Here is a 22,048-nt window from a genome sequence, read left to right as displayed (position 1 = left end):
AAAGTCCCTGCCCGACCCTTGCCACCGATTCCGCCGACTGTGTAGTATGGCGGCATTGGGAACACGACATCTCGTGTGGCGGACCCCATCATCATACGACAGCTAGTATGCCGGCGGTCAATGGCGTTTGTCCGCACGCGAGTTGACTCTATTTAGGAATACGGCCTGGAGCACTATCGATGACCTGGACGGACGAGCGCGTCGCACTCCTCAAGAAACTCTGGATGGAGGGGCTCAGCGCAAGCCAGATCGCTGCTGAACTGAGCGGCGGGGTGACCCGTAATGCCGTGATCGGCAAGGTTCACCGCCTCAAACTTTCGGCGCGGGCCAAGCCGGCAAGCGTAACTCCGCGTGCCAAGGCACCGCGCCCGGCCGCGCCGCGGCGCCCCAGTGCGCCCTCGGGACCGCGGGGCACGGCATCGGCGGCCGCAAGCGCGGTAAGCCAGCGGCGGACCACGTCAGCACCGACCATGGGCGCGACGGCGCTCAAGATCGACGCCGAGATGGAAATGGAAGCGGTGGTGGAAACCACCGCCAAGGTGGCTGAGCTGTTCATTCCCGTCGAAGAACGCATTTCGCTGCTGCAATTGACCGAAAAGACCTGCAAGTGGCCGATCGGTGATCCGATGAGCAGCGAATTTCACTTCTGCGGGCGGGATTCGGATGAAGGCAAGCCTTATTGCGAGTTTCACTCGCGGCGGGCCTATCATCAGATCGATCGCCGGAAGCGCTGATCGCTCCGTGAAATGCAAAAAAGGCCTCGGCGAAAGCCGGGGCCTTTTGCTTTGCAATCAGGGCATTCTGATCCGGCACTCGGTCATTTCACGCGCGAAATCGGCCACCGCCTTTCCGGCGGCCTCTTCGATCTCATCCAGGGACGTACCGTAGGGCACTTCGAGGCCGAGCCGTTTTGACGGATCGTCCGCCCAGACGAAGTTCACATAGGACTTTTTCTGCGCGAGGTCATGAGACAGGCCGACGATGGTGATGGTCGAGATTGCCATGGAGCCCTCCAGTTCTTCATCCGATGAGGAATATCTTGTCATTGGGTACAGCAATGGCAAGGCGACCATAGTTTCTCCCCCTTCTGGTGCAATATTGCACGATCAGGCGCCTTGACGAGACGCAACCCACCGGGCTTTTATTCCAAAAAGGGGCAAGAAAACTAAAACTGCGCAGGGAGATGCGCCATGAAACTCTTGCTTGCCGTAGACATCGCCGACTGGTTACGCAAAACGGAAACCAATCGGCGCCCCTTCGATATCGAAACCGAGGCCCGAGCCTTGTTGGAACGGCATCCGGAAGCCCATGTCAGCGTCGATGACATCATCGCTACCATGCGGTCTGAATTGCGGGGCGGCCCGTCTTGGGAGCGGCCACCACCGCGGTGACCGCCCTGCTCAGCTCGCCTCGACGCTCTGCCATTCCGGCAGCGGGAACACCTTGTCATAGCCCAGATTGAAGACGAAGGCGTAACCCATATAAAACAGAGCGAAGCTGATATCCATGACCAGCGCGTGCATGAGCGAGATGCCCAGATACCATGCGATGAACGGCATGAGGACGATCAGCAGACCGACTTCGAACAATACCGCATGAGCGATGCGCAGCGGCACCGTCTTGAGCGTGTTGCCCCGCATGCGCTGGAGCACAGTGTCGAAGATCAGGTTGTAGACGTAGTTCCACACCATGGCGAGCGTGGCCGAGACGACACCGACAACGCCGATGTCGTGCATGGGCATGGAAAAAACGAGCGCGCCGAGGGGGATGACGAGAATTAACCCGAAAACCTCAAACAGCAGCGCGTGACGGACGCGATCCCAGGATGTACGCATTTTGAGAACTCCTAGCTCAATGGCTTGCCCGCGCCTTGCAGCGGCGGGGTCAAGATCGGGCCGTCCCGAATGATGCCCATCGTGGGGGAGGTCGTCCTCGCGAGAGGGGTATTTAGTACCCCGGGGCGGGAAGTCAAGATGGGGCATACGATACCGGATGCCCCATCTTCTTAGGCATTCCGGCTGGCGGTAATCCGATGCGCAAGGGCAAAGCCGAGCCGGCTGATGACCATGGTGAGGACAAAGGCGATGGGCCAAGCGATGATGAATTGGCGCGGCCAAATCGTCAGCCATTGGGCAGTGGCGCCAAGTTGGAGCAGGCTCATGATGCCCGACATCGATAGCGCCATCATGAAGGTGATGAAGATCTGGGCGAGGAGAAGGGTCTTTTTGTCAGTCATGCTTGTTTTTCCAGAAGGGCCAGCGGCTGACGGAGCACGTCTCCCTCAGCACCAGCCGGATTAGGGTGGTGCCGCGGGTTCGCTCAGAGCGACTCTATCCTGGGAAACAGGGGCCGGAATAACCAAACCGGCCTTGAAATTTTTTCGGCTGGGTTTGAGTACGAGTGCAAAGGCATCAAGTCAACCACTCGACAGCACAATGGAATCGGCCTCAAGTCAGCCCATGTTGGAAGCGGTCATCGCCATGGTGCTGGTGGGAATTGGCGGCGCGGGAGGAGCGGTGCTGCGCCATCTCGTCTCCACGGTCGTCAGCCGCGGCTTCGGGCACGGAGCAATCGGCACTTTTGCTGTCAATCTTTCCGGGTGCCTGGTTATCGGGCTTGCCGGGGGGCTTGCCGTTGGTGCGGATGGAAGACTGAGCCCCCAGGGGGCCGCGTGGCTATTGCTGGTGACTGGTCTTCTGGGTGGCTACACCACCGTGTCGAGCTTTTCGTTACAGACGCTAACCCTGTTGCGTGCGGGCAAGGGTGGGATGGCGTTGGTCAATATCGGAGCTTCGCTGCTTTTTTGCCTCAGCGCTACGGTGACCGGCTTTGCCGTTACCTACAGCCTCGGAGCCGTCTTATGAACGGGGGGCGGCTGGCCGGTTTTATCGCAGTGGGCGGAGCAATGGGCGCGCTGCTGCGATTTGTCGTTTCGATGGCGGCGCTGGCCCTGTGGCCGGATTGGAGCGTAGCGGGAACGCTGATCGTCAACATCTTTGGATCATTCGCTATCGGGCTGGGTGCGACCTGGGCGGTGCGGCGCAGCCTATCCCCGACGCTCGAAGCGTTCCTTATTGTAGGATTCTGCGGGGGTTTCACCACGTTCTCGGCATTTTCCCTCGAAACGGTGATGCTGATCGTGGGCGGGAACTGGGCCGGGGCGGGGGTCTATGTTCTCGCGTCCGTCGTTCTTTGGCTCGCGGCCGCCTGGGCCGGCTGGACCGCCGGCGAGTGGGTGTTTGCCGGCAAACCGGGCCATGACCACACCAAATCTTAAGTCGGTTCGTCCATAAACGGAGCTTGAAGCTTGGGGGACGAGGATCATGCTCAGCCGCATCAACGCCATGGGCGTTCTGTTCGCGATCGCCGCGTTGATGGCGCTGGCCCTGGTCGGCGGACTGGTGCTCTATGCAATCCTCGAGAATCCGGGTTCGAACAGCTATGCGCTGCTTGCCGAGGCGTTCCTCAATGGCCGCCTCGATACCACCACCTGCTACGATGGAGATTGCGCGCGGTTCGAGGACAAGATCTTCGTGATGTTCCCTCCCGTTCCGGCGATTATCGCCCTGCCCTTCGTTGCGCTGTTCGGGGTGGATTTTTCCGGCTTCGTGCTGCTCTCGGGTCTCGCCTTCGCACTCTCGGTGTGGCTTTGGTGGCGGATCTTCGAGGGGCTGAAGATCGATCGCGACGTCGCCACGTGGCTGCTGTTGGGGATTGCGTTCGCCACACCGCTCTATTTCGTGACCATCCGTGGGGATGGGGTGTGGTTTTTTGCCCAGGCTATTGGATTTGCGTTTACCTCACTCGCCATCCATCAGCTCGTGCGCGGAGGGAGCCTCGTCCTGGCTGGGGCCTGCATCGGTGCCGCGTTTTTGTGTCGGCAAATGGCGGTGTTCTACCTGCCGTTCCTGTTCGCCCTGGCGCTGGACAGATACGAGCCACTGATCAGCTTTCGGCGCGAGCACATCATACGGGCTTTAAAGCTCGGGCTTCCCGTGGCGGTCGCGGTGCTGGTCTATCTCGCCTATAATTATTTCCGCTTCGGCGATCCGATGCAGACCGGCTATCCCTACATGATGGGTGCCGACATTTCCGAGGGCGGATCGATGATCAACTATCGATTGGCCGAGCATGGATTGTGGTCGACGGCATATCTGCTGTTCAACACGGTCTATATGTTCCTCCAGGGCTTCCACCTCGAGTTCGGCGGCAATTCCATGGTCGACCCCGTGGGCCTCGATGCCGCCGGCACGGCGATCCTGGCCGCCAGCCCGTTCGTGCTTTTCGCCTTCTTCGCGCCCATGCGCCGCCCCGTATTGATCGGGATCGCGACGATCCTGGTGATCGCGGTACCGACGCTGTTCTATCACTCCAATGGCTATTCCCAGTACAACGTACAGCGGTACGCGCTCGATTGGCTGCCGATCGTTTTCTACCTGCTGGCGCTGGCGGTGAGCGAGAAGGATATTCGCGGACTGGCCCTGCTGGTGACCTACGGAATCGGGCTCAACCTCGCGACCATGACGTTTCTGGCGCTCGGGCTGGCGGCCTGATCTATTCTGCCGCCCAGGCGCCGAATTGGGCGTTGTGAAGGCGGGCGTAGGCGCCATTGCGGGCTAGAAGCTCCTCGTGGCTGCCCTGTTCGACAACGCGGCCGCCATCGACGACGACGATCCTGTCGGCGTTGCGGATGGTGGCGAGGCGGTGGGCGATGACCAGGGTGGTCCGCCCTTCCGAAAGCGCGGCAAGTGCCTGCTGAATCTGGAGTTCGGTTTCTGTGTCGAGCGCCGAAGTTGCCTCATCGAGGATGAGGATCGGCGGGTTCTTCAAGAAGATGCGCGAGATGGCGAGGCGCTGCTTCTGACCGCCCGAGAGCTTGACGCCGCGTTCACCGATCATGGTATCGAGTCCGTCTGGAAGCTGGGCAATGACGCCATCGAACTGCGCCTTGCGGGCCGCATCCATGATTTCCTCATCGGTGGCACCGAGACGACCATAGGCGATGTTGTCTCGGATCGAGGTGCCGAACATGAAGACGTCCTGCTGCACGATACCGATCTGATTGCGCAGGGAATCCTGGGTGATCTGGCGGATGTCGATGCCATCGACGGTGATCGAGCCGCTGTCGATTTCGTAAAAGCGCGGCAGAAGAGAGCATATGGTCGTCTTGCCGGCGCCCGAGGGGCCGACGAGGGCAACGGTTTCGCCTGCGCGAATGTCGAGCGAGATATCCCGCACGGTGGGGCGAGCATCCGAATAGGCAAAACTCACGGCATCAAAGACGATATCGCCCTTGAGCGAAGTGACTTTTCTCGCGTCGGGCGCATCGACGATATCGGGCTCGGTATCGATCAGTTCGGTGAAGCGTTTGAAGCCGGCAATGCCCTTGGGGTAGCTCTCGATAACGGAAATGATCTTGTCGATGGGGCGGAACAGCACTGTGACGATCAGCAGGAATCCCACGAACTCGCCATAGGTCATTTGGCCGTACATCACCAATGCCGTGCCGGCCAGCATGACCAGAAGCTGCACGAAGCTCTTGGCGAGATAGGAGATCGAGATCGAGGCCGTCATGATCTTGTAAGCCTGGAGCTTGGTCGTGCGGTATTTCTGATTGTCGCCTTCGAACAGGCGCCGCTCGTGTCCTTCATTGGCGAAGGCGCGTACGGCACGGACGCCGCCGATCGATTCTTCGATGCGCTGGTTGAAATCGCCCACCCGGCTGTAGAGCCGCTTCCAGGTCATGGTCATGGCGCTGCCGTAGCGGAAAACTATGAAAGCAGCGACGGGCACGATGATCAGGGTCAACATCGCGAGTTGGAGATTCATCAGCGCCATGATGATGAAGGCGCCGATAAAGGTCATGATCGCGATGAACACATCCTCCGGGCCATGGTGGGCTATCTCGCCCACATCCTCGAGGTCCTTGGTGACGTGGGTGATCAGATGTCCGGTTTTCTTATTGTCGAAATAGCCGAACGAAAGCTTGTGCAGATGATCGAAGGCCTGCCGGCGCATGTCGGTTTCGATCCCGATGCCCAACGCGTGGCCCCAATAGTTGACGATCGAGAGCAGCACGGCGTTGAGCAGATAAACCGCCAGCAACCCGCCCGCAGCCGCGAGTATCCAGAACCAGTTCTGGCTGGGCAGGAGCCGATCCACGTAGAGCTGGACGACTACCGGAAAGCCAAGCTCGAGCAGGCCAACGACCACGGCGCAGCCGAAATCAAGGGCAAACAAGCCCTTGTAGGGGACGTAATAGGAAAAGAAGCGGCGCAGCATATCGGATCACTTTACGAACGTGTCCCGAGTAGGCGCTTAAAATGGACCCGTCAAGTCAGGTTTCCGGCGCGACCGGGATGTACTCGGAAACTGAGATATTTGTGTCCGGCGAAATTGACAACCGCCCCGACGGCAATACCCGTGCCATGAGCCACCGCTTCAGGCAGCAGCCACCAGCCGATAAGCGGCAAGATATGGTCGAGAAGACTGACCGAAATAGTCATGACCACCACGGCGCCCACGGCATTGACGATGAGGAACAGCGCCGCCTGCATGGCGATCGGCCGGGGCGAATTGGGAAAGACATAGGCGCGATAGAGCGTGAAGCCCGCGCTCATTCCGATGAGGTAGGCGACGAACACGGCGGCGGAAAACGGCATCGCCAGCGAGAGCGGGAAGCGCACCAGCCAATTGATCGCGGCCGCCAGTCCTCCCAGCAGTAGGAACCGCACGAGCTGCGGCAACCGAAGAAATGCTTGGGGCCTCATATGCCGATCCAGGCAAGAAAGAAGCCCAGCGCCAGCCCGGCGGCGAGCATCAGGCTCTTGGGATCTTTCATGGCGAAGGCCACTGGGTCGTCGTTGAGTTCGCCGCGAAAGCACAGCATCCAGATGCGGCCGATCCATAGGAACAGGGCAGCGGGCATTAGCCAGAGCCAGATGGAGTCGGAATAAAAATCCGCCGCCAGTGCGTCCTGGGTGAGATAGAGCACGAGGATCAGAACCGATCCGATACCGCTCGCCACGCCCATGGCCATGATGAAGGGCGCATCCGTGGTGAAATATCCCCTCCCCCCGACCTTGCCCACGCCACCCTTGTCGGCCAGACGCTGCACCTCTGTGTTGCGTTTGGCAAAAGAGAGCGACGCGAACAGGAACATCGAGAACACCAGCAGCCAGGGCGAGGCCATGACGCCGACAGTGACGATGCCGAGAACCAGACGCAGGGTGAAGAGCACTGCGAGGGTGAACGCATCAAGGATGGGCTTGCGCTTGATGCCCATCGAATAGGCAACAGTCAGGACGAGGTATGCTCCCAGCGTTGCAACGACCAGCGGATTGACCAGCGCGCCGAGGACGAAGGAGATCGCCATCGCCACCGGAATGGCAACAACAGCTTCAGCGATCGCCATGCGGCCTGAAGCAAGCGGCCGGTCACGTTTGGACCAGTGGCGGCGGTCGTCGGCAATGTCCCAGAGATCGTTGAGCAAATACGTGGCCGAGGCGAGAATGCCCAACGCGAGGAAAGCGATGCCGGCGCTGGCCCAGGCGGCGGGATCGAGCATATGCCCCGCCAGCATGAGGGGAACGAACACCAAGGCGTTCTTGGCCCATTGATGCGGTCGGGCGGCTTTGACCCAATCCCTCAGACGCGCCGGACGGGTGATGGCGTGTTCAATCGCCGTCAACCTGGTTGCGGCCCGAGAGAGGCGGCCATTGGTTTCCACCAGTACCGCACCCTTGGCAATGCGCCAGACATTGAGATCGGACGCGCAATCGCCGGCATAAACGAAGCCATCGGGAAACATATCGGCCAACCGCTCGGCCTTGGCGCGTCCCTTGAGATTGGTCACACCATCGGAGGCCAGTGTCTTGTCGATGAAAGGGAACCGCCGCGCGATACGCATGGCCAAAAGGCTGTCGGCTGCCGTCGCCAAAATGATCGTGCGCCCCTTGCTCTTTTCAGCCTCGGCATAGGCGGCAACCGCTTCGTTGACCGGAAGGTCATCGACCTCCAGCGTCACCCGCGCCGCGAGCTGCTGTTTGAGATGCGCCTTGCCCTTGACGAGCCACAAGGCAATCAGAAACAGCCCGAGGGGATTGACCTTTAGAAACGCAAATACCGTTTCGTGCAGCAGATCGGTACGGATCAGCGTGTTGTCGAGATCGAGAACCAGCGGCAAGAGACGGGGCTCCGTTTTAGCCTCGGTTCGTTTGACGGCAATGGCTGATTTGGGCATGGCACCTGCTCGCACCGGAACTAACCGGTTATCGCGGGCGCGGAGGATAAGCGCAAAGCAAAGCGCAAATGAACGTTAATGACGCTTCATTTGAAACAAAAGCAAACCGGCTGCGACATTTACGTTTTGTCGAGCCGGTTTAATAAAACAGCGCAGAATTTCGATAAAGTTCTATCTAACCAACCACGAATTTCTCGTCGAAAGCGTAGCCGGCACCGCGCACCGTGCGGATCGGATCCTTGGCCCGCCCCTTGTTGATGGCCTTGCGCAGGCGGCCCACATGCACATCGACGGTCCGTTCATCGACATAAACATCGGTGCCCCACACGCCATCCAGCAATTGCTCACGGGAATAGACGCGGCCGGGATTGCCCATGAGATATTCGAGCAAGCGATACTCGGTGGGGCCGAGATGGACTTCCTTGCCAGAACGCCGGACGCGATGGGTGGTCCGGTCCAGCTCGATATCACCAGCCTTGAGAACGGCGGCGATGAGCTGGGGATTGGACCGGCGGAGCAGCGCATTGATGCGCGCCATCAACTCAGGCAGCGAGAAGGGCTTGACGACATAGTCGTCGGCCCCGGTAGCAAGCCCGCGCACCCTCTCTTCCTCCTCACCGCGGGCGGTGAGCATGATGATGGGGATGCGGGCGGTGTCGGTACGTGCACGAATGCGCCGGCAGATTTCAATCCCCGAGGTGCCCGGCAGCATCCAGTCGAGCAGGACGATGTCGGGCGTGTTCTCGGCAATGCGCAGCATCGCCTCTTCAGAGTCTTCGGCCGTGGAAACGGTGAAGTTTTCGGCTTCGAGATTGTAACGGAGCAGTTCGACGAGATCGGCTTCGTCTTCAACGACAAGAACCTGTGGCGTCATACGTCAGCCCTTGATCTGCTCGCGCTTTACATCCTCGACATCGGCAGTCAGCGACTTGCCGGTGGCGAGGAAGTAGGCTTGCTCGGCGATGTTGGTGGAGTGGTCGCCGACCCGTTCGAGGTTCTTGCCGCAGAACAGAAGATGCGTGCACATGGTGATGTTGCGCGGATCCTCCATCATATAGGTCAAAAGCTCGCGGAACAGGGAGACATAGAGTGCATCGACTTCAGTGTCGCGTTCGACGACATCGACGGCCATATCCTTGTCGCGCGCCGCGAAGGCATCCAGCGAGAGTTTGACCTGGCGCAGGGCAAGCTCGCCCATGTGGCGCAGACCGTTCTTGAACTGCACCGACATGGCCAACCCTTCGATCTGGGTCGAACGGCGGGCCGTGGATTTGGCCATGTCGCCGATGCGTTCGAGATCGTTGGCGACGTGGATGGACGCGATCACCAGACGCAGATCCTGCGCCATGGGCTGGCGGCGGGCGATGATCGAAACGGCCATATCGTCGATCTGGGTCTGCATGGCGTCGATCTTCTTGTCGGCGGCTACAGTGGCGAGAGCCAGTTCGCTATCGGCGCGGATCAGCGCCTCGGTGGCGTTGACGATGGCCTTTTCGACCAGGCCGCCCATTTCGGAGATCGAGCGGGCCAGTTCGGTCAGTTCGTCCTCGTAGGACGTAACGATATGTTCTGTTGACGGGGGCATCTGGTCCTCCTCCTTACCCGATCCGGCCGGTGATATAATCCTGCGTGCGCTTTTCCCGCGGATTGGTGAAAATCTCTTCAGTCGGACCTTCTTCGATCAGCTTGCCAAGATGGAAGAACGCCGTCTTTTGCGATACGCGGGCGGCCTGCTGCATGGAGTGGGTGACGATGACGATCGTGTAATTGGTACGCAGTTCGTCGATCAGTTCCTCGATGATCGCCGTGGCGATCGGATCGAGCGCCGAACAGGGCTCGTCCATAAGGATAACTTCCGGACCCACCGCAATGGCCCGCGCGATGCACAAGCGCTGCTGCTGGCCGCCCGAAAGCCCGGTGCCGGGCTGATGGAGCCGGTCCTTGACCTCCTCGAACAGACCCGCCTTCTGCAGCGAGGTCACTACGATTTCCTCAAGATCGGCCTTATTGCGAGCCAGGCCGTGGATCTTGGGGCCATAGGCGACGTTCTCGAAAATCGACTTGGGGAACGGGTTGGGCTTCTGGAACACCATGCCGATCCGGGCGCGCAGCTCGACCACGTCGAGGCTGGCGTCATAGAGATTGTCGCCGTCGAGCGAAATCTCGCCGGTGACTCGGGCGCCCTCGATGGTGTCGTTCATGCGGTTGATGCACCGCAGGAAGGTGGACTTGCCGCAGCCCGACGGGCCGATAAAGGCGGAAACCGACTTTTCAGGGATGTCGATCGAGACGTCGAACAGCGCCTGCTTTTCGCCGTAGAACACCGAGACGTCCTTGGCCTTGAGGCGAGAAGGGCCAGCGTTGGGATCAGGAATCCGTACAGTCTGATGAACCGGCGTCGCGGATGCTTCGGGTTGGCTCTCCGACATATCGGTTGCGCTCCTTGCGCTCAGGGTATCGCTCGTCATTTTTTACGCTCCAATCGCGTGCGCAGGAATATGGCGATGGCATTAAGAAGGATCATCAGGCCCAGCAGGACGATGATGGCCGCCGATGTGCGGGCTTCGAAGAAATTCCGGTTCTCGTTGCCCTGCCACAAATAGATCTGCACTGGCAGTGCTGTAGCCGAGTCCAATGGATTGGCCGGAATGTTGGCGATAAAGGCGCTCATCCCGATCAGAAGAAGGGGCGCCGTCTCGCCGAGCGCCTGCGCAACGCCGATGATTGTCGCGGTCAGGATTCCGGGGAAGGTCAACGGCAGGACATGATGGAATACGGTCTGGTTGCGCGACGCGCCCAGTCCGAGGGCGGCCTGGCGCAGCGAGGGCGGCACCGCGCGGAGCGCAGAGCGGGTGGCGATGATGATGGTGGGCAGGGTCATCAGCGTGAGCACGAGACCGCCGACAAGCGGTGCCGAGCGTGGCAGGCCCATGTAGTTGATGAAAATGGCGGCGCCCAGCAGGCCGAAAACAATGGAGGGCACGGCAGCCAGATTGTTGATGTTGACCTCGATCAAATCCGTCAGCCGGTTCTTGGGCGCGAACTCTTCGAGATAGACGGCACTGGCGACGCCGATCGGAACGGCCAGCACGATCACCACCGCCATCATGTACAACGACCCCATGAACGCGCCGGCCAAACCGGCCGATGCAGGAGCAGAGCGGCTGTCGACATTGGTGAAGATGTGCCAGGCGAAATCGAAGCGGATAATATCCTCGTCCAGAAGCCGGTCGGCCAGCGCACGGGTGTCGGCGGAGAGTTGCTGGCGCGCATCGGGCTGCGAGCGATCGATGGTCCCCTTGAGCCAGTTATCAGTATTGGCGGAGGCCAGGAGCGCCACAGGCACCGTCTGCCCCAGCAGGTCAGGATTGGCAAAATAGAGATCGCGCAACTGAAAGCGGGCGGCGGACGTCACCAATGCGAGCACGTCCCTGGCTTCGATCTCAACATCAGGCGCTTGGGCACGGATAGCCGTCTCGACAAGGGCATTCCAGTTGGAAAGCGTGACGTCACGCTGCCATTGGTTCACCGCCTGCTGATACTCGGCCGCCGAGTTGCTGTCCGCTCGTTCCGGCATGGGACCACCCTCGATCAGCTCGGGATCGAAGTAGACTTCGGCATGGAGCGTGGACTGCCAAAAAGACGGCAGGCCTTTGGAGAGGATCATTCCGAACAGAATTACCACGAAACCCAACGCGGCGACGATGGCGAGAACACCTGCCCACCGAAACAGGTTTTCGCTGCGATGGCGCCGGGCGAGGCCGGCCCTGACGCGCTCGCGGTTGCGGTTATTGGTTTCCGTATTGGAGAGCAATGCGTCGGTCATGGCTATTCGTATTGCTCCCTGAATTTACGGACGATGTAGAGTGCCAGGACGTTAAGCAGCAGGGTCATGACGAACAGCGTCAGGCCCAAAGCGAAGGCGACCAGCGATTGTGGGCTGGTGAAATCGGCGTCGCCGGTCAACTGATTAACGATGCTGACCGTAACCGTTGAGGTCGGCTCGGCCGGGTTGAAGCGGAGGACGGGACTGTTGCCGGCGGCCAGAACCACGATCATCGTTTCACCAATGGCTCGGCTGACCGCGAGCAGGATGGCACCGACCACGCCCGGCAACGCGGCGGGCAACAGGACCTTGCGAATGGTTTCGGATTGGGTGGCTCCCAAGCCCAGCGAGCCATCCCGCATGGCGTTCGGCACCTGCGAGATTATGTCGTCACTCAGCGATGAGATAAAGGGGATGATCATGATCCCCATCACGACCCCTGCCGTGAGCGCGCTGGTTGCGCGGATGTCGATGCCGATCGCGGCACCCAAGCCCGAAAGGAACGGGCCGACAGTTACAAGCGCGAAAAACCCGTAGACGATAGTCGGGATGCCGGCCAGCACTTCAATGATGGGCTTGACCACGTCGCGGACGCGCTGGTGGGCATACTGAGAGAGATAGATCGCCGACATAAGACCGATCGGCACGGCAACCAGCATGGCGATGATGCTGATCATGAGAGTGCCGGTGAGCAGCGGCAGGAGGCCGTACTCGCCTGCCGAACCGGTGCCGGTGGACTGGAACCGGGGATTCCAGACAGTGCCGAAGAAGAAGTCGATCGGGTTGATGAACGAGAAGAAGCGGATCGCGTCGGCCAGGAGCGAAAGCACAATACCGATGGTGGTGAGGATGGCCACGGTAGAGCAGGCAACCAGACCAATGCGAACGGCGAATTCGACTTGATTGCGTGCGCGCAAGGCCGGACCGATACGGCGTTGCGCCCAGAACAGACCGGCGGCGCCCAAGGCGGATGCCGCGGCGATGACCGTTAGAAACCCAATAAGCTGGAAGGTCTCGTAAGCACTCGCGGCCGCCGCCTCCTCGGGGGCAGGCTCCCCGAGAACACCAAATCCATTGGCCAGAGCACGGACGCGGTCAAGCGTAGCCTGCAGCTGGACCTGGGGCAATTGCGCCGTTTCGGGCGGCAGTTGCGCAAGAATATAGTTGTTCGAGACGGATTGGCTGAACAGCGCCCATAGGCCGAGCACGAGGATGGCCGGGAGCAGCGCAAAAAGGGCAACGAGCACGCCGTGATAAATAGGGCGGGAATGAAGCCGGGCCCCTTTGTCGGTGGCGAGCCGGCGGCTGCGCGACCACCCAACCTGGTAGGAGAGTGTCAGAAGGACCAACAGGAGTGCAGCGATAACCAAGGCGTTCACAGCGGATCAGTCCTTCCCTGTTTGGTGAAGAACCCCAGACCAAGCCGGGGTTCTCCGCATATTGCTCCAGCCGATTATTCGGGCTGGTACTGCTCGGCGTTGTTGAAGGCGTCGAGCTGGGCAGCGAGGAACTCGCTGGAAGCGGGAACCAGACCAGCGGCTTCAAGAGTGCCGCCGCCACCGGCCATCTGATCGGACAGGAAGAAGGCAACGTAATCTTCAATGCCCGGGATCACGCCGACGTGCGCGCCCTTGACGTAGAACTGCAGGGGGCGGGAGATCGGGTATTCGCCCGAAGCAATGGTTTCGAGCGAAGGCTCGACGCCAGAGACGGTGGCAACCTTGAGGGTGTCACGGTTCTGGTCGTAGAAGGAGAGGCCGAACACGCCGATGGCTTCGGGGTTGGACTGCAGACGAGCCAGGGTCTCGGTGTAGTCACCAGCGATCTCGACCACCACGTCCTGACGCGGGGTCAGGCAAGCAGCTTCCATGGCCTCTTCGTCCATTTCCGGCAGACCGGCGGCTTCGCAGCCAGCTTCCAGAACGCGCTCATCGAAAACTTCGCGAGTGCCGTGGTTGGTGCCCGGAATGGCGATGAAGATGCCCTGGTCGGGCAGCGACTCGTCGATTTCGGACCAGTTGGTGTAGGGGTTGTCGACCATTTCGCCGTCGACCGGAACCTGGGCGGCAATAGCCTGGTAGAGGTGCACGGGCTCGAGAGCGAAATCGCCCTGATCGATGCCGGTGGCGAACACGATGCCGTCATAGCCGAACACGACTTCACGCACGTCTTCGACGCCGTTGGCGTGGCAGCTTTCCAGCTCGCTGGCGCTCATCTTGCTCGAGGAGTTGGCGATATCGAGGGTGTTTTCACCCACGCCTTCGCAGAGCTGGCGCTTGCCGCCGCCCGAACCGCCACCCGCAACATTGGGCGTGTTGTAATCAGGGAATGCGTTGCCGAATTCTTCGGCGACGATCGAGGCAAACGGCAGAACCGTCGAAGAGCCGGCGATCTGGATGGTGTCGCGGGTCTGAGCCTGAGCGGCGGTAACGCCGAAGGCGGCGACCACGGCGAGCGCGGCGCTGGCATAAAGTGCGGTTTTCATGTCTCTGATCTCTTTGGTTCGTGTCAGAAGCGTCCGGGCAATGAGCCCCCTGGGTCGGATGAAGGCCGGACTTTTCTGCGGCTCCATCTCGAAAACGGGGGCAACCTAGGCTTCGCCGCTAAAGGTTATATGTCGGTTTAATGACAGTTCCGTGACAGCGCAAGTCATTGCAAATCAGATCGAATTCAATTTTCGGCCTGTGAATGGCCGATTCAGCCATCGTTGTGTGACAGCGGTTTTCAACGTGGCAGAAGGATCTCCACACGGGTGCCCTCGCCCAGCTTGGAACGAATGGAGAGATGGCCATGGTGGCGGGCGACGATGTGCTTGACGATGGCCAAGCCCAGCCCGGTGCCCTTTTTCTTGCGGCTCGATTCCGCGTCGACGCGATAGAAGCGCTCGGTCAGCCGCGGAACGTGTTCCTCAGCGATACCGGCGCCGAAATCGGTGACGGTGATGGCATGGTGCGTTCCGCTTCGGCTGCCGCCGGCAACCAGGGCGATCTCCACCTTTCCCCCGCCCCCCCCATATTTGATGGCATTTTCCGCAAGGTTTTCCACGACCTCGAACAGTTCCTGACGATCGCCGATGACGGACACGGTCTGCTCGGGAAGTTTGAGCTCGAGCTCGAGGTTCTCGGCCTCGAGCTGTGGCTCAAGACTTTCCGATACCTCGCGCAGCAAGAGATTGAGGTTGACCTCGGTGGTGGGCTTGACGTGCTGACGCAATTCGATGCGCGAGAGCGAGAGTAGATCATCTATCAACCCCGACATGCGTTCGGACTGCGACCGCATTATGCCCAGAAAGCGCCCACGGGCCGCCTCGTCCTTGGCGGCGGGTCCCTGCAGGGTATCGATGAAACCCATCAGCGAAGTCAAAGGCGTGCGCAGTTCATGGCTGGCATTGGCGATGAAGTCGGTGCGCATGCGATCGGTGCGCTTCTGCTCGGTGAAATCATAGAGCGTGATCACGATGAAGAACCGCTCACCCTCGCTCGGGCGATAGGGAACCACTGAAGCACGATACCACGTATCGTTGGGCACCGAGATATGGAGTTCGGTCGACTGGGCGCTGCCTGTTTCAACAGCGGCATCGATGGCGGCGACCAGATCCGGATCGCGCAATGTGAAGGCCAGCGGATCGCCGAGGCGTGCACGAGGAAATTGCCGGACCGCAGCAGCGTTACGGTAAGTCAGCACCGCGCGCTCATTGATGATCAAGCACGGTTCGGTGAGAATATCGGCAAACCGCTCAACCGCGGCATCGAGTTCGAGGGAGAGTTCGTGACTTTCCTCGTCCTCAACTTCTCCAGGCGTGCTACGCGCCGCAATTGCCGTGACGGCAGCGATAGCGATGGTGGCGATACCGGTTTCAATGAGAGGCAGGCGTCCAAAAACAGCCAGCGCCAAGATGATCAGGAGGGCTCCGCCGCCGACGAGCAAGGGCGGTGCCAATACAATCCGCCGACCCGTTTCGGGACGCGTCTTCACGCTTTTTCCAGCACTCATTGAAAAGGAATCATCAATCATGACAATGGCCATAACGCGCGTGCATGACAATGGCGTGATGCGCCAAGCTGCCGCCTCGTCATGACAATTTCGACATGCAGGTTAAAATTTGTGAGGATTTCCCAATGATTGAGTTCGATCTTGAAAACCCGGAACTGGACGAGACGATCAAGGACCGCGCCTTGGAAAGCGGTGGATATCCTTATCGAGATGCAATCGATGATGACGGATATGAAACCCATCTTCGTGCCCTGCAGATTGAGCTGGTAAAGCTGCAGAGCCATCTCATTGAAACGGGCGAGCGGGTGGTGGCCCTGTTCGAAGGGCGCGACGCCGCCGGCAAGGGCGGCACGATCAAACGGTTTCTCGAAAACCTCAATCCTCGCAATGCACGCACCGTAGCGTTGCCCAAACCGTCCGACAGGGAGGCGCGTCTTTGGTACTTCCAACGCTATGTGAGCAATCTGCCGGCCGGCGGGGAAATCGCTCTGTTCGACCGCTCCTGGTACAACCGGGCGGTTGTCGAGCCCGTCATGGGGTTCTGCACGCCCGAAGAGACCGAGATATTCTTGCGCGAAGCGCCCGCCTTCGAGCGGATGATCACCGAAGAGGGGCTGCATTTCTTCAAATTCTGGCTGGAAATCGGGCGTGAAATGCAGATCAAGCGGTTTCATAAACGCCGGCACGACCCGGTAAAGGTCTGGAAGCTGTCGCCGGTTGATCTTCAAGCTCTGGAAAAGTGGGACGAATACACGGCGGCGCGCAATGAAATGTTCGTCGCCACCGACGCGCCGGCTACGCCCTGGACGGTGATCCGGGCCAATGACAAGAAGCGCGCGCGGATCGCGGCTATCCAATCCGTGCTCTGGCCCATTGCTTACAAGGACAAGGATTTTTCCGCGATCGGCGAGATCGACCACAAGATCGTCATGTCGCCCGAGGCCTTTCTCGCGCGCGCCGGATAGGGTATGGCGCAGCGGTAGTACGAGGAGGACAGCATGGTCAAGAAGGCCGTTTCCATCGGGGAAGCGATGATTGAAATGAGCGGGGGTACGGGCGGGAGCTACCGGCTCGGCTTTGCCGGCGATACGCTCAACACCGCCTATTATCTCAAGGCCCTCTTGGATGCGGATTGGTCGGTGAGCTATTTCACCGCCGTGGGGGACGACATCTATTCGCGCAAGATGGTCGAGTTCATCGCCGGTACAGGGATCGACACGGGATCCATAGCGACGATAGCGGGCAAGCGGGCCGGGCTCTATATGATCCATCAGGCCGAGGGCGACCGGCACTTCACCTATTGGCGGGACACATCGGCGGCCAAGCTTTTGGCCGACGATGCCCATGCGCTCGAGACGGCGCTGGGTGAAGCCGATCTCATCTACTTTTCGGGCATCACGCTGGCTATCCTGGCTGCTCCGGCGCGGCAGAGGCTGATCGACGCGATCGGGGCGCGGCGCAGGGCCGGAGCGCGGGTGGCGTTCGATCCCAATATCCGGCCCGCCCTTTGGCCGGATAAGGCAAGCGTCGCGGCAGCGCTCACGGCTGCGGCGGACGTTGCGAGCATCGTGCTGCCGACCCATGCGGACGAGGTGCCCTATTTTGGCGACGCCGATGCCCAGGCGACGGCGGCGCGGTATCTGAAGGCAGGCTGCGAGGAAGTGGTGGTCAAGAACGGCGCCGATCCGGCGCTGGTCGTCACCCACGATGGCTCGTGGACGGTCGGCGCGCGCCGAGTCGAGAGCGTGGTCGATGCCACAGGCGCCGGTGACAGCTTCAACGGCGCCTATCTCGCTGCCCGGCTCTCGGACGCCTCGCCCGAGGAGGCAGCGAAGGCGGGCCACGCCACCGCCTCGGTGGTCATCGGCCACCATGGCGCTCTGGTGCCCAAAGAAGTGCTCGGCTAGTGCTTTGAATTTTTCTCGAACCCCCGGCGGATAGCTCGCAGGCCGAAGAATACGGCAATCAGCGCCAGCGGGGACAAGATCGAGATCACCAGCGTCTTGCTCCAGCCCGTGGCCTCCAACGGCCCGGCCAAGGCGTAGCCCAGGATGCCGATCAGGTAATAGGTGATGGCGATGGTCGAGAGGCCTTCGACGGTGTGCTGCAGCCGGAACTGGCTGCGGGCTGTTTCGGCGATGGTTTCGAGCACCGATTTGTTCTGGATCTGCATGTCGAGACTGATGCGGACGTTGAGCAGTTCGACGGCACGTTCGAGCTTTTGCGACAGCACCGTCAACCGCTTGTCCATGGCCTCGCAGGTGGCCAGCGCCGGTTCCACCCGGTTGCCGATAAAGCTTGAGAGCGAAGAGCCCTGCCCCAGCGTTTCCTCGCGCAGCTTTTCCAGCCGGCGCCTGAGGATGGCGCCATAGGCATAGGCGGCGGCGAAGCGATAGTTGAGCCGCTCGGAAATCTGGCCGGACCGCACCGAAAGATCGTGGAGCTTTTTGAGCCGCTCCTGAACCTCGTCCGTGGTTTCGATGCCTGAAAGATCGGCCATCACGTCCGTCAGTTCCATTTCCACGGCCCGCAACGCCGGACCGGTCTGGCGGGCCAGCGGCAAGGCGAGAAGCGCCATGGTGCGGTAGGTCTCGACCTCCAGGATGCGACGCAGGGTTATGGCGCGGCGCAGGGGCGAGAGCTTGCCGGCGGCGAATTCAAAGCGGATGAACTTATCGGCATCGGGGACGAAATCGGCGGCAAGCTGGGCGTTGCCATATTCGATGGCGACAAGGCAGAGGCTGGTCGGGTTGAAGGAGGGCAGCACCCGGTCGGGCAGAGCCGGCTCGTCCATCATATCGACGCGCATGGCGCCCACCAGCTCGGCCTCGCTCACCGCTTCCAACCCGATGTCGTCGGGCCAGTTCTGGCCATCGTCGAGCGCCGAATACCAGGTGATGGTGATGAATTCGGTGTGGAATTCCCAGCTCACCACGCGTTCGGGCGTCGAAAACTGGTATTGCCGGCCCGCTTCATCTTCCAGGGCATAGCCCTTGGCCAGCGCGAAATCGCGGAACTGGGAAATGGCGGCGCCCATGGCGCCCGAGCGGGTCGGGACGGCCAGAACCAGCCTGCGTACGCGCATATTGGGGGCGACCAGTTCGACCGGGCGGGCGTGCAGTTCGGTGAGAACCGCATCGCGATAGGGATGTTCGGCAATGGGTACGGTGCTCATTTGCGTAAGGTCCGGAAGGATAAAGCTTCTTTTAGCGCCCCAAGCATGAACGACCCATTCGCCTTTGGTTCGGTGTGCGCTTTTGCCGTAGGGCCGATCGATTTACGGTTTCTCAGGTTGAAACTAATAGGCCTGCCCCTCGCGCTCGGTCATGTACGCGATCTCTTCGGGCGTGGATTTCCGGCCCAGCGCAGCGTTGCGAAACGGAAAGCGGCCGAAGCGGGCGATGGCTTCGTGGTGCTCGATGGCATAGGGCAGATAATCGTCATTGCCCAGCGAGCGGAACAGCCGCACCGACTCCTCCTGAACGATGAGGGATTCGGCATGCTGGAAGGGCATGAAGACGAAGAGCTTTTCGTTGATCGAGAGCTCGGCGTCGAGCCCGCGATAGACCACCTCCTGGGCGAGGGCCAGCGCCATCGGATCGGCGGCGAAGGCCTGGGCATCGCCGCGATGGAGCTGGCGCGAGAGCTGATCGAGCAGGATGATCTCGGCCAGCCGTCCCTGAACGGTGTGGCGCCACTCCCAGAGTTCGCCCCGTACGGCCTGGCGATGAACACCGCTCAGCCGCGCCGCGCAACGGGCGTCGAATTCGGGATCGCCCGAATACCAATCCTCGGGCCCGTGTTCGACGAACCAGAAGTCGAGGACATCGCTCGCTTCCATCGCGCACTCCAATTCCGCTTTTGTTCACATTTTGGGTTTCGCGCGCCGACCGACGCCGCGATACTCTTGGGAAGTGATTCCCCAAGCCGCATGCGGAGTGTGTCCCACAAATGGTCGTCTGGTCCAGCCAGCAGGATGAGGCTTTGACGGCCGTTGCCGCATGGCTCAAGGACAAGAACGGGCCGCAGGTGTTCCGTCTGTTCGGCTGGGCGGGCACGGGCAAATCCACGCTCGCCAGGCATCTGGCCAAGGATGTGGAGACGGTCAAATACGCCGCCTTCACCGGCAAGGCGGCCCTGGTGATGCGCAAGCGCGGCTGCAAGGGTGCTTCGACCATCCACTCGCTGATCTATACCCGGATCAGCGAAAAGGAGGGCGAACCGCGTTTCGTGCTCGATCCGGAATCGGCAGCCGCCGACGCGGATCTGATCGTCATCGACGAGGTTTCGATGGTCGATGAGGTGCTGGGCACCGACCTTTTGAGCTTCGGCACCAAGGTGCTGGTTCTGGGCGATCCGTTCCAGCTTCCGCCCGTGCAGGGCGAAGGTTTCTTCACCGCGCAGGAACCGGACGTGATGCTGACCGAGATCCATCGGCAGGCGCAGGACAACCCGATCGTGAAACTCTCGCTCGATATCCGTGAAGGACGCGGGCTGGGCTATGGCACCTATGGCGAAAGCAAGGTGGTTTCGCGCCGGGAGGTCGATCAGTCCGAAGTGCTTGGCGCCGACCAGGTGCTGGTGGGGCGCAACAAGACGCGGCTGCACTACAACAACCGCATCCGCGAGCTCAAGGGACTGCCGGTCGACATTCCGGTCAAGGGGGACCGGCTGGTGTGCCTGAGGAACAATCCGCAAAAGCGGTTGCTCAATGGGCAGATCTGGACGCTCAACGAGATCAGGAAGCGGGCGGGTGGCACGCTGGAGATGACCATCGACCCCGAGGAGGCCGACCGCACATCGGTGCAAACCAAGGTGCGGGCGCATCAGAGCTTTTTTACCGGCGAGGACGCCGAAATGAGCTGGCAGTTGCGACGGCAATACGATGAGTTCACCTATGGATATTGCCTTACCGTGCACAAGGCGCAGGGCAGCCAATGGGACAATGTGTATCTGTTCGACGAAAGCTTCGTTTTCCGCGAGGAAGCGCAGCGCTGGCTCTATACGGGGATCACGCGGGCGGCCGAGCGGATCACCGTGGTGCGGTAATGCCGGTCTTCGAGACGCGCGCAAGCTCCGCACGCGGCACCCGCTGCGGTTGTGAACTTTGATTGGTCGTGTTCCCGAACCGGAAAACCGGTTCCCACTTTTCCTGGGAACACTCCCGATAGACGGCATGGGGCGATGAACGCCTCGTGCTGAGTTTGTTAGTATGAAGCGATCATCGCCCCCTGCGTCCGGGATTTTGGGCTTATGGCGGCTTCTCGGGCTGGGGGTTGTTGGGAAAGCCACCGTTGCCGATGATTTCCCGCTGCCCCTCCGGGTTTCCCCGGTACGACATGGGAGTGATTGGATTGGTGGTCCGCTCACACCTTTTATCCACATCCGGCCATCTGTCCGCTTTGGGCCTTCCCCACGGCGACCCATGAGGAACCCGAACCGACCCCGCCCAAACGTTCGTAGCGCTTGCGTCCATATGCGCGGGGTCGTGAGGGGGAGTATGGGGGAAACCGAGAGGGCGGGGATAAGTTTTTTGCGCCGGTGCCTATGGAAGCTCAGCGCCCCCCTCATCCCCTGCCATTCGAGCCCCCGCCTTCGCGAGGGGCAGGCTCCGCGTCTCATGGCCTTCTCACCTCCAATCGTGCCACCGGCACGATTGGCCAAAGGACGGTTCGAAGTCTCCCACCAGGGGAGAAGGGGGCTCTTGGGGGAGCGTTACGGCTTGGGCTCAAGCGCTGAGTGTACTGGATCCCGGCTCAAGGCCGGGATGACGGTGGGTGGGGTGATGGTGGGTGGGGTGATGGTGGGGATAAGCAGTTGGGTTGCTGGAGACTTCGGCGGTGGAGCGTGGTGAGGGTGGAGACGGTGCAGTGCCCTGCCCCACCCCCACCGTGTCACCCCGGGCTTGACCCGGGGCAAGGTATGCGCGCCGTTTTCGGCTCCTGCCATGACGCAAGCTCAGCACCCCCTCATCCCCGGCCCTTCTC

The 22,048-nt window shown here is 60.8% G+C and carries 23 protein-coding genes; 8 read left to right on the top strand and 15 right to left on the bottom strand.

Annotated elements, in window-relative coordinates; all coding sequences use genetic code 11:
• Nucleotides 1-179: 179 nt before the first annotated feature.
• On the top strand, nucleotides 180-734 hold the full coding sequence (locus NO932_RS03225) for a GcrA family cell cycle regulator (protein ID WP_309162652.1): 555 nt from the start codon (nucleotides 180-182) through the stop codon (nucleotides 732-734).
• Nucleotides 735-791: 57 nt separating this feature from the next.
• Here NO932_RS03225 and NO932_RS03220 read toward each other — a convergent pair whose 3' ends face one another.
• Nucleotides 792-1,004, bottom strand: coding sequence for a hypothetical protein (locus tag NO932_RS03220; RefSeq protein WP_309209622.1), 213 nt, complete (start codon nucleotides 1,002-1,004; stop codon nucleotides 792-794).
• Between the two features lie 186 nt (nucleotides 1,005-1,190).
• On the opposite strand from NO932_RS03220, the gene NO932_RS03215 reads away from it, so the two are divergent.
• Entirely contained in the window at nucleotides 1,191-1,391 is a 201-nt protein-coding gene (locus tag NO932_RS03215) for a hypothetical protein (protein WP_309162656.1), read from the top strand.
• Between the two features lie 9 nt (nucleotides 1,392-1,400).
• Here the strand turns inward: NO932_RS03215 and NO932_RS03210 are convergent, their stop codons facing one another.
• Together NO932_RS03210 and NO932_RS03205 are read right to left on the bottom strand one after the other, a co-directional pair.
• Nucleotides 1,401-1,835 (bottom strand): PACE efflux transporter, encoded by a 435-nt coding sequence (locus NO932_RS03210; RefSeq protein ID WP_309209621.1) that lies wholly within the window; start codon nucleotides 1,833-1,835, stop codon nucleotides 1,401-1,403.
• Nucleotides 1,836-2,005: 170 nt separating this feature from the next.
• Nucleotides 2,006-2,236, bottom strand: a complete 231-nt coding sequence (locus NO932_RS03205; protein ID WP_309209620.1) for a DUF2798 domain-containing protein — start codon at nucleotides 2,234-2,236, stop codon at nucleotides 2,006-2,008.
• 199 nt (nucleotides 2,237-2,435) lie between these two features.
• Here NO932_RS03205 and NO932_RS03200 point away from each other — a divergent pair, with 199 nt between their 5' ends.
• From NO932_RS03200 to NO932_RS03190, 3 genes are read left to right on the top strand one after another with little or no spacing between them, the layout of a single operon-like run.
• Nucleotides 2,436-2,864, top strand: coding sequence for a CrcB family protein (locus tag NO932_RS03200; RefSeq protein ID WP_309209619.1), 429 nt, complete (start codon nucleotides 2,436-2,438; stop codon nucleotides 2,862-2,864).
• Nucleotides 2,861-3,277, top strand: a complete 417-nt coding sequence (locus NO932_RS03195) for a CrcB family protein (RefSeq protein WP_309209618.1) — start codon at nucleotides 2,861-2,863, stop codon at nucleotides 3,275-3,277. The genes NO932_RS03200 and NO932_RS03195 overlap by 4 nt, the downstream gene beginning before the upstream one ends.
• 46 nt (nucleotides 3,278-3,323) lie before the next feature.
• Entirely contained in the window at nucleotides 3,324-4,553 is a 1,230-nt protein-coding gene (locus tag NO932_RS03190) for a hypothetical protein (protein WP_309209617.1), read from the top strand.
• Between the two features lies 1 nt (nucleotide 4,554).
• On the opposite strand, the gene NO932_RS03185 is transcribed toward NO932_RS03190, so the two are convergent.
• From NO932_RS03185 to NO932_RS03140, 10 genes are all read right to left on the bottom strand, one after another.
• The gene (locus NO932_RS03185) at nucleotides 4,555-6,282 is read right to left on the bottom strand and encodes an ABC transporter ATP-binding protein (protein WP_309209616.1); all 1,728 of its coding nucleotides are present in this window, start codon (nucleotides 6,280-6,282) and stop codon (nucleotides 4,555-4,557) included.
• Nucleotides 6,283-6,332: 50 nt separating this feature from the next.
• Nucleotides 6,333-6,770 carry a GtrA family protein gene (locus tag NO932_RS03180; RefSeq protein WP_309209614.1) on the bottom strand — a complete coding sequence of 146 codons (438 nt, stop codon included), beginning with the start codon at nucleotides 6,768-6,770 and terminating at the stop codon, nucleotides 6,333-6,335.
• Complete coding sequence (locus NO932_RS03175) at nucleotides 6,767-8,242, bottom strand: UbiA family prenyltransferase (protein ID WP_309209613.1); 1,476 nt, start codon at nucleotides 8,240-8,242, stop codon at nucleotides 6,767-6,769. The genes NO932_RS03180 and NO932_RS03175 overlap by 4 nt, the downstream gene beginning before the upstream one ends.
• A gap of 175 nt (nucleotides 8,243-8,417) precedes the next feature.
• Nucleotides 8,418-9,116: a phosphate regulon transcriptional regulator PhoB gene (phoB, locus tag NO932_RS03170; protein ID WP_309162667.1), complete on the bottom strand. Its 699-nt coding sequence runs from the start codon at nucleotides 9,114-9,116 to the stop codon at nucleotides 8,418-8,420.
• Between the two features lie 3 nt (nucleotides 9,117-9,119).
• Nucleotides 9,120-9,827, bottom strand: coding sequence for a phosphate signaling complex protein PhoU (gene phoU / locus NO932_RS03165; RefSeq protein WP_309209612.1), 708 nt, complete (start codon nucleotides 9,825-9,827; stop codon nucleotides 9,120-9,122).
• Nucleotides 9,828-9,840: 13 nt separating this feature from the next.
• Nucleotides 9,841-10,671 (bottom strand): phosphate ABC transporter ATP-binding protein PstB, encoded by an 831-nt coding sequence (pstB, locus tag NO932_RS03160; protein ID WP_375142871.1) that lies wholly within the window; start codon nucleotides 10,669-10,671, stop codon nucleotides 9,841-9,843.
• Nucleotides 10,672-10,706: 35 nt separating this feature from the next.
• A complete protein-coding gene (gene pstA / locus NO932_RS03155) occupies nucleotides 10,707-12,068 on the bottom strand; it encodes a phosphate ABC transporter permease PstA (RefSeq protein ID WP_309162671.1) in 1,362 nt (453 codons plus the stop codon).
• A gap of 2 nt (nucleotides 12,069-12,070) precedes the next feature.
• Complete coding sequence (pstC, locus tag NO932_RS03150) at nucleotides 12,071-13,447, bottom strand: phosphate ABC transporter permease subunit PstC (protein WP_309209608.1); 1,377 nt, start codon at nucleotides 13,445-13,447, stop codon at nucleotides 12,071-12,073.
• A 74-nt stretch (nucleotides 13,448-13,521) separates the two neighbouring features.
• Nucleotides 13,522-14,553: a substrate-binding domain-containing protein gene (locus NO932_RS03145; RefSeq protein WP_309209606.1), complete on the bottom strand. Its 1,032-nt coding sequence runs from the start codon at nucleotides 14,551-14,553 to the stop codon at nucleotides 13,522-13,524.
• A gap of 239 nt (nucleotides 14,554-14,792) precedes the next feature.
• Entirely contained in the window at nucleotides 14,793-16,007 is a 1,215-nt protein-coding gene (locus NO932_RS03140; RefSeq protein ID WP_309209605.1) for an ATP-binding protein, read from the bottom strand.
• Nucleotides 16,008-16,186: 179 nt separating this feature from the next.
• Between NO932_RS03140 and ppk2 the strand changes: the two genes are divergently transcribed.
• Nucleotides 16,187-17,026, top strand: a complete 840-nt coding sequence (gene ppk2, locus NO932_RS03135; protein ID WP_309209603.1) for a polyphosphate kinase 2 — start codon at nucleotides 16,187-16,189, stop codon at nucleotides 17,024-17,026.
• Nucleotides 17,027-17,059: 33 nt separating this feature from the next.
• A complete protein-coding gene (locus NO932_RS03130) occupies nucleotides 17,060-17,968 on the top strand; it encodes a sugar kinase (protein WP_309209601.1) in 909 nt (302 codons plus the stop codon).
• Here the strand turns inward: NO932_RS03130 and NO932_RS03125 are convergent.
• Both NO932_RS03125 and NO932_RS03120 read right to left on the bottom strand, forming a co-directional pair.
• Complete coding sequence (locus NO932_RS03125; protein WP_309209600.1) at nucleotides 17,965-19,236, bottom strand: DUF3422 domain-containing protein; 1,272 nt, start codon at nucleotides 19,234-19,236, stop codon at nucleotides 17,965-17,967. The two genes, NO932_RS03130 and NO932_RS03125, sit on opposite strands and share 4 nt — an antisense overlap.
• Nucleotides 19,237-19,359: 123 nt before the next feature.
• Nucleotides 19,360-19,902 carry a DUF924 family protein gene (locus NO932_RS03120; protein WP_309162679.1) on the bottom strand — a complete coding sequence of 181 codons (543 nt, stop codon included), beginning with the start codon at nucleotides 19,900-19,902 and terminating at the stop codon, nucleotides 19,360-19,362.
• A 110-nt stretch (nucleotides 19,903-20,012) separates the two neighbouring features.
• Between NO932_RS03120 and NO932_RS03115 the strand changes: the two genes are divergently transcribed.
• On the top strand, nucleotides 20,013-21,110 hold the full coding sequence (locus tag NO932_RS03115; RefSeq protein ID WP_309209599.1) for an AAA family ATPase: 1,098 nt from the start codon (nucleotides 20,013-20,015) through the stop codon (nucleotides 21,108-21,110).
• Nucleotides 21,111-22,048 lie beyond the last annotated feature (938 nt).

Source organism: Pelagibacterium sp. 26DY04 (genome assembly GCF_031202305.1).
Classification (GTDB): domain Bacteria; phylum Pseudomonadota; class Alphaproteobacteria; order Rhizobiales; family Devosiaceae; genus Pelagibacterium.
The sequence above is the reverse complement of the archived record's forward strand: the minus strand, read 5'-3'. Positions and strand labels throughout refer to the sequence as shown.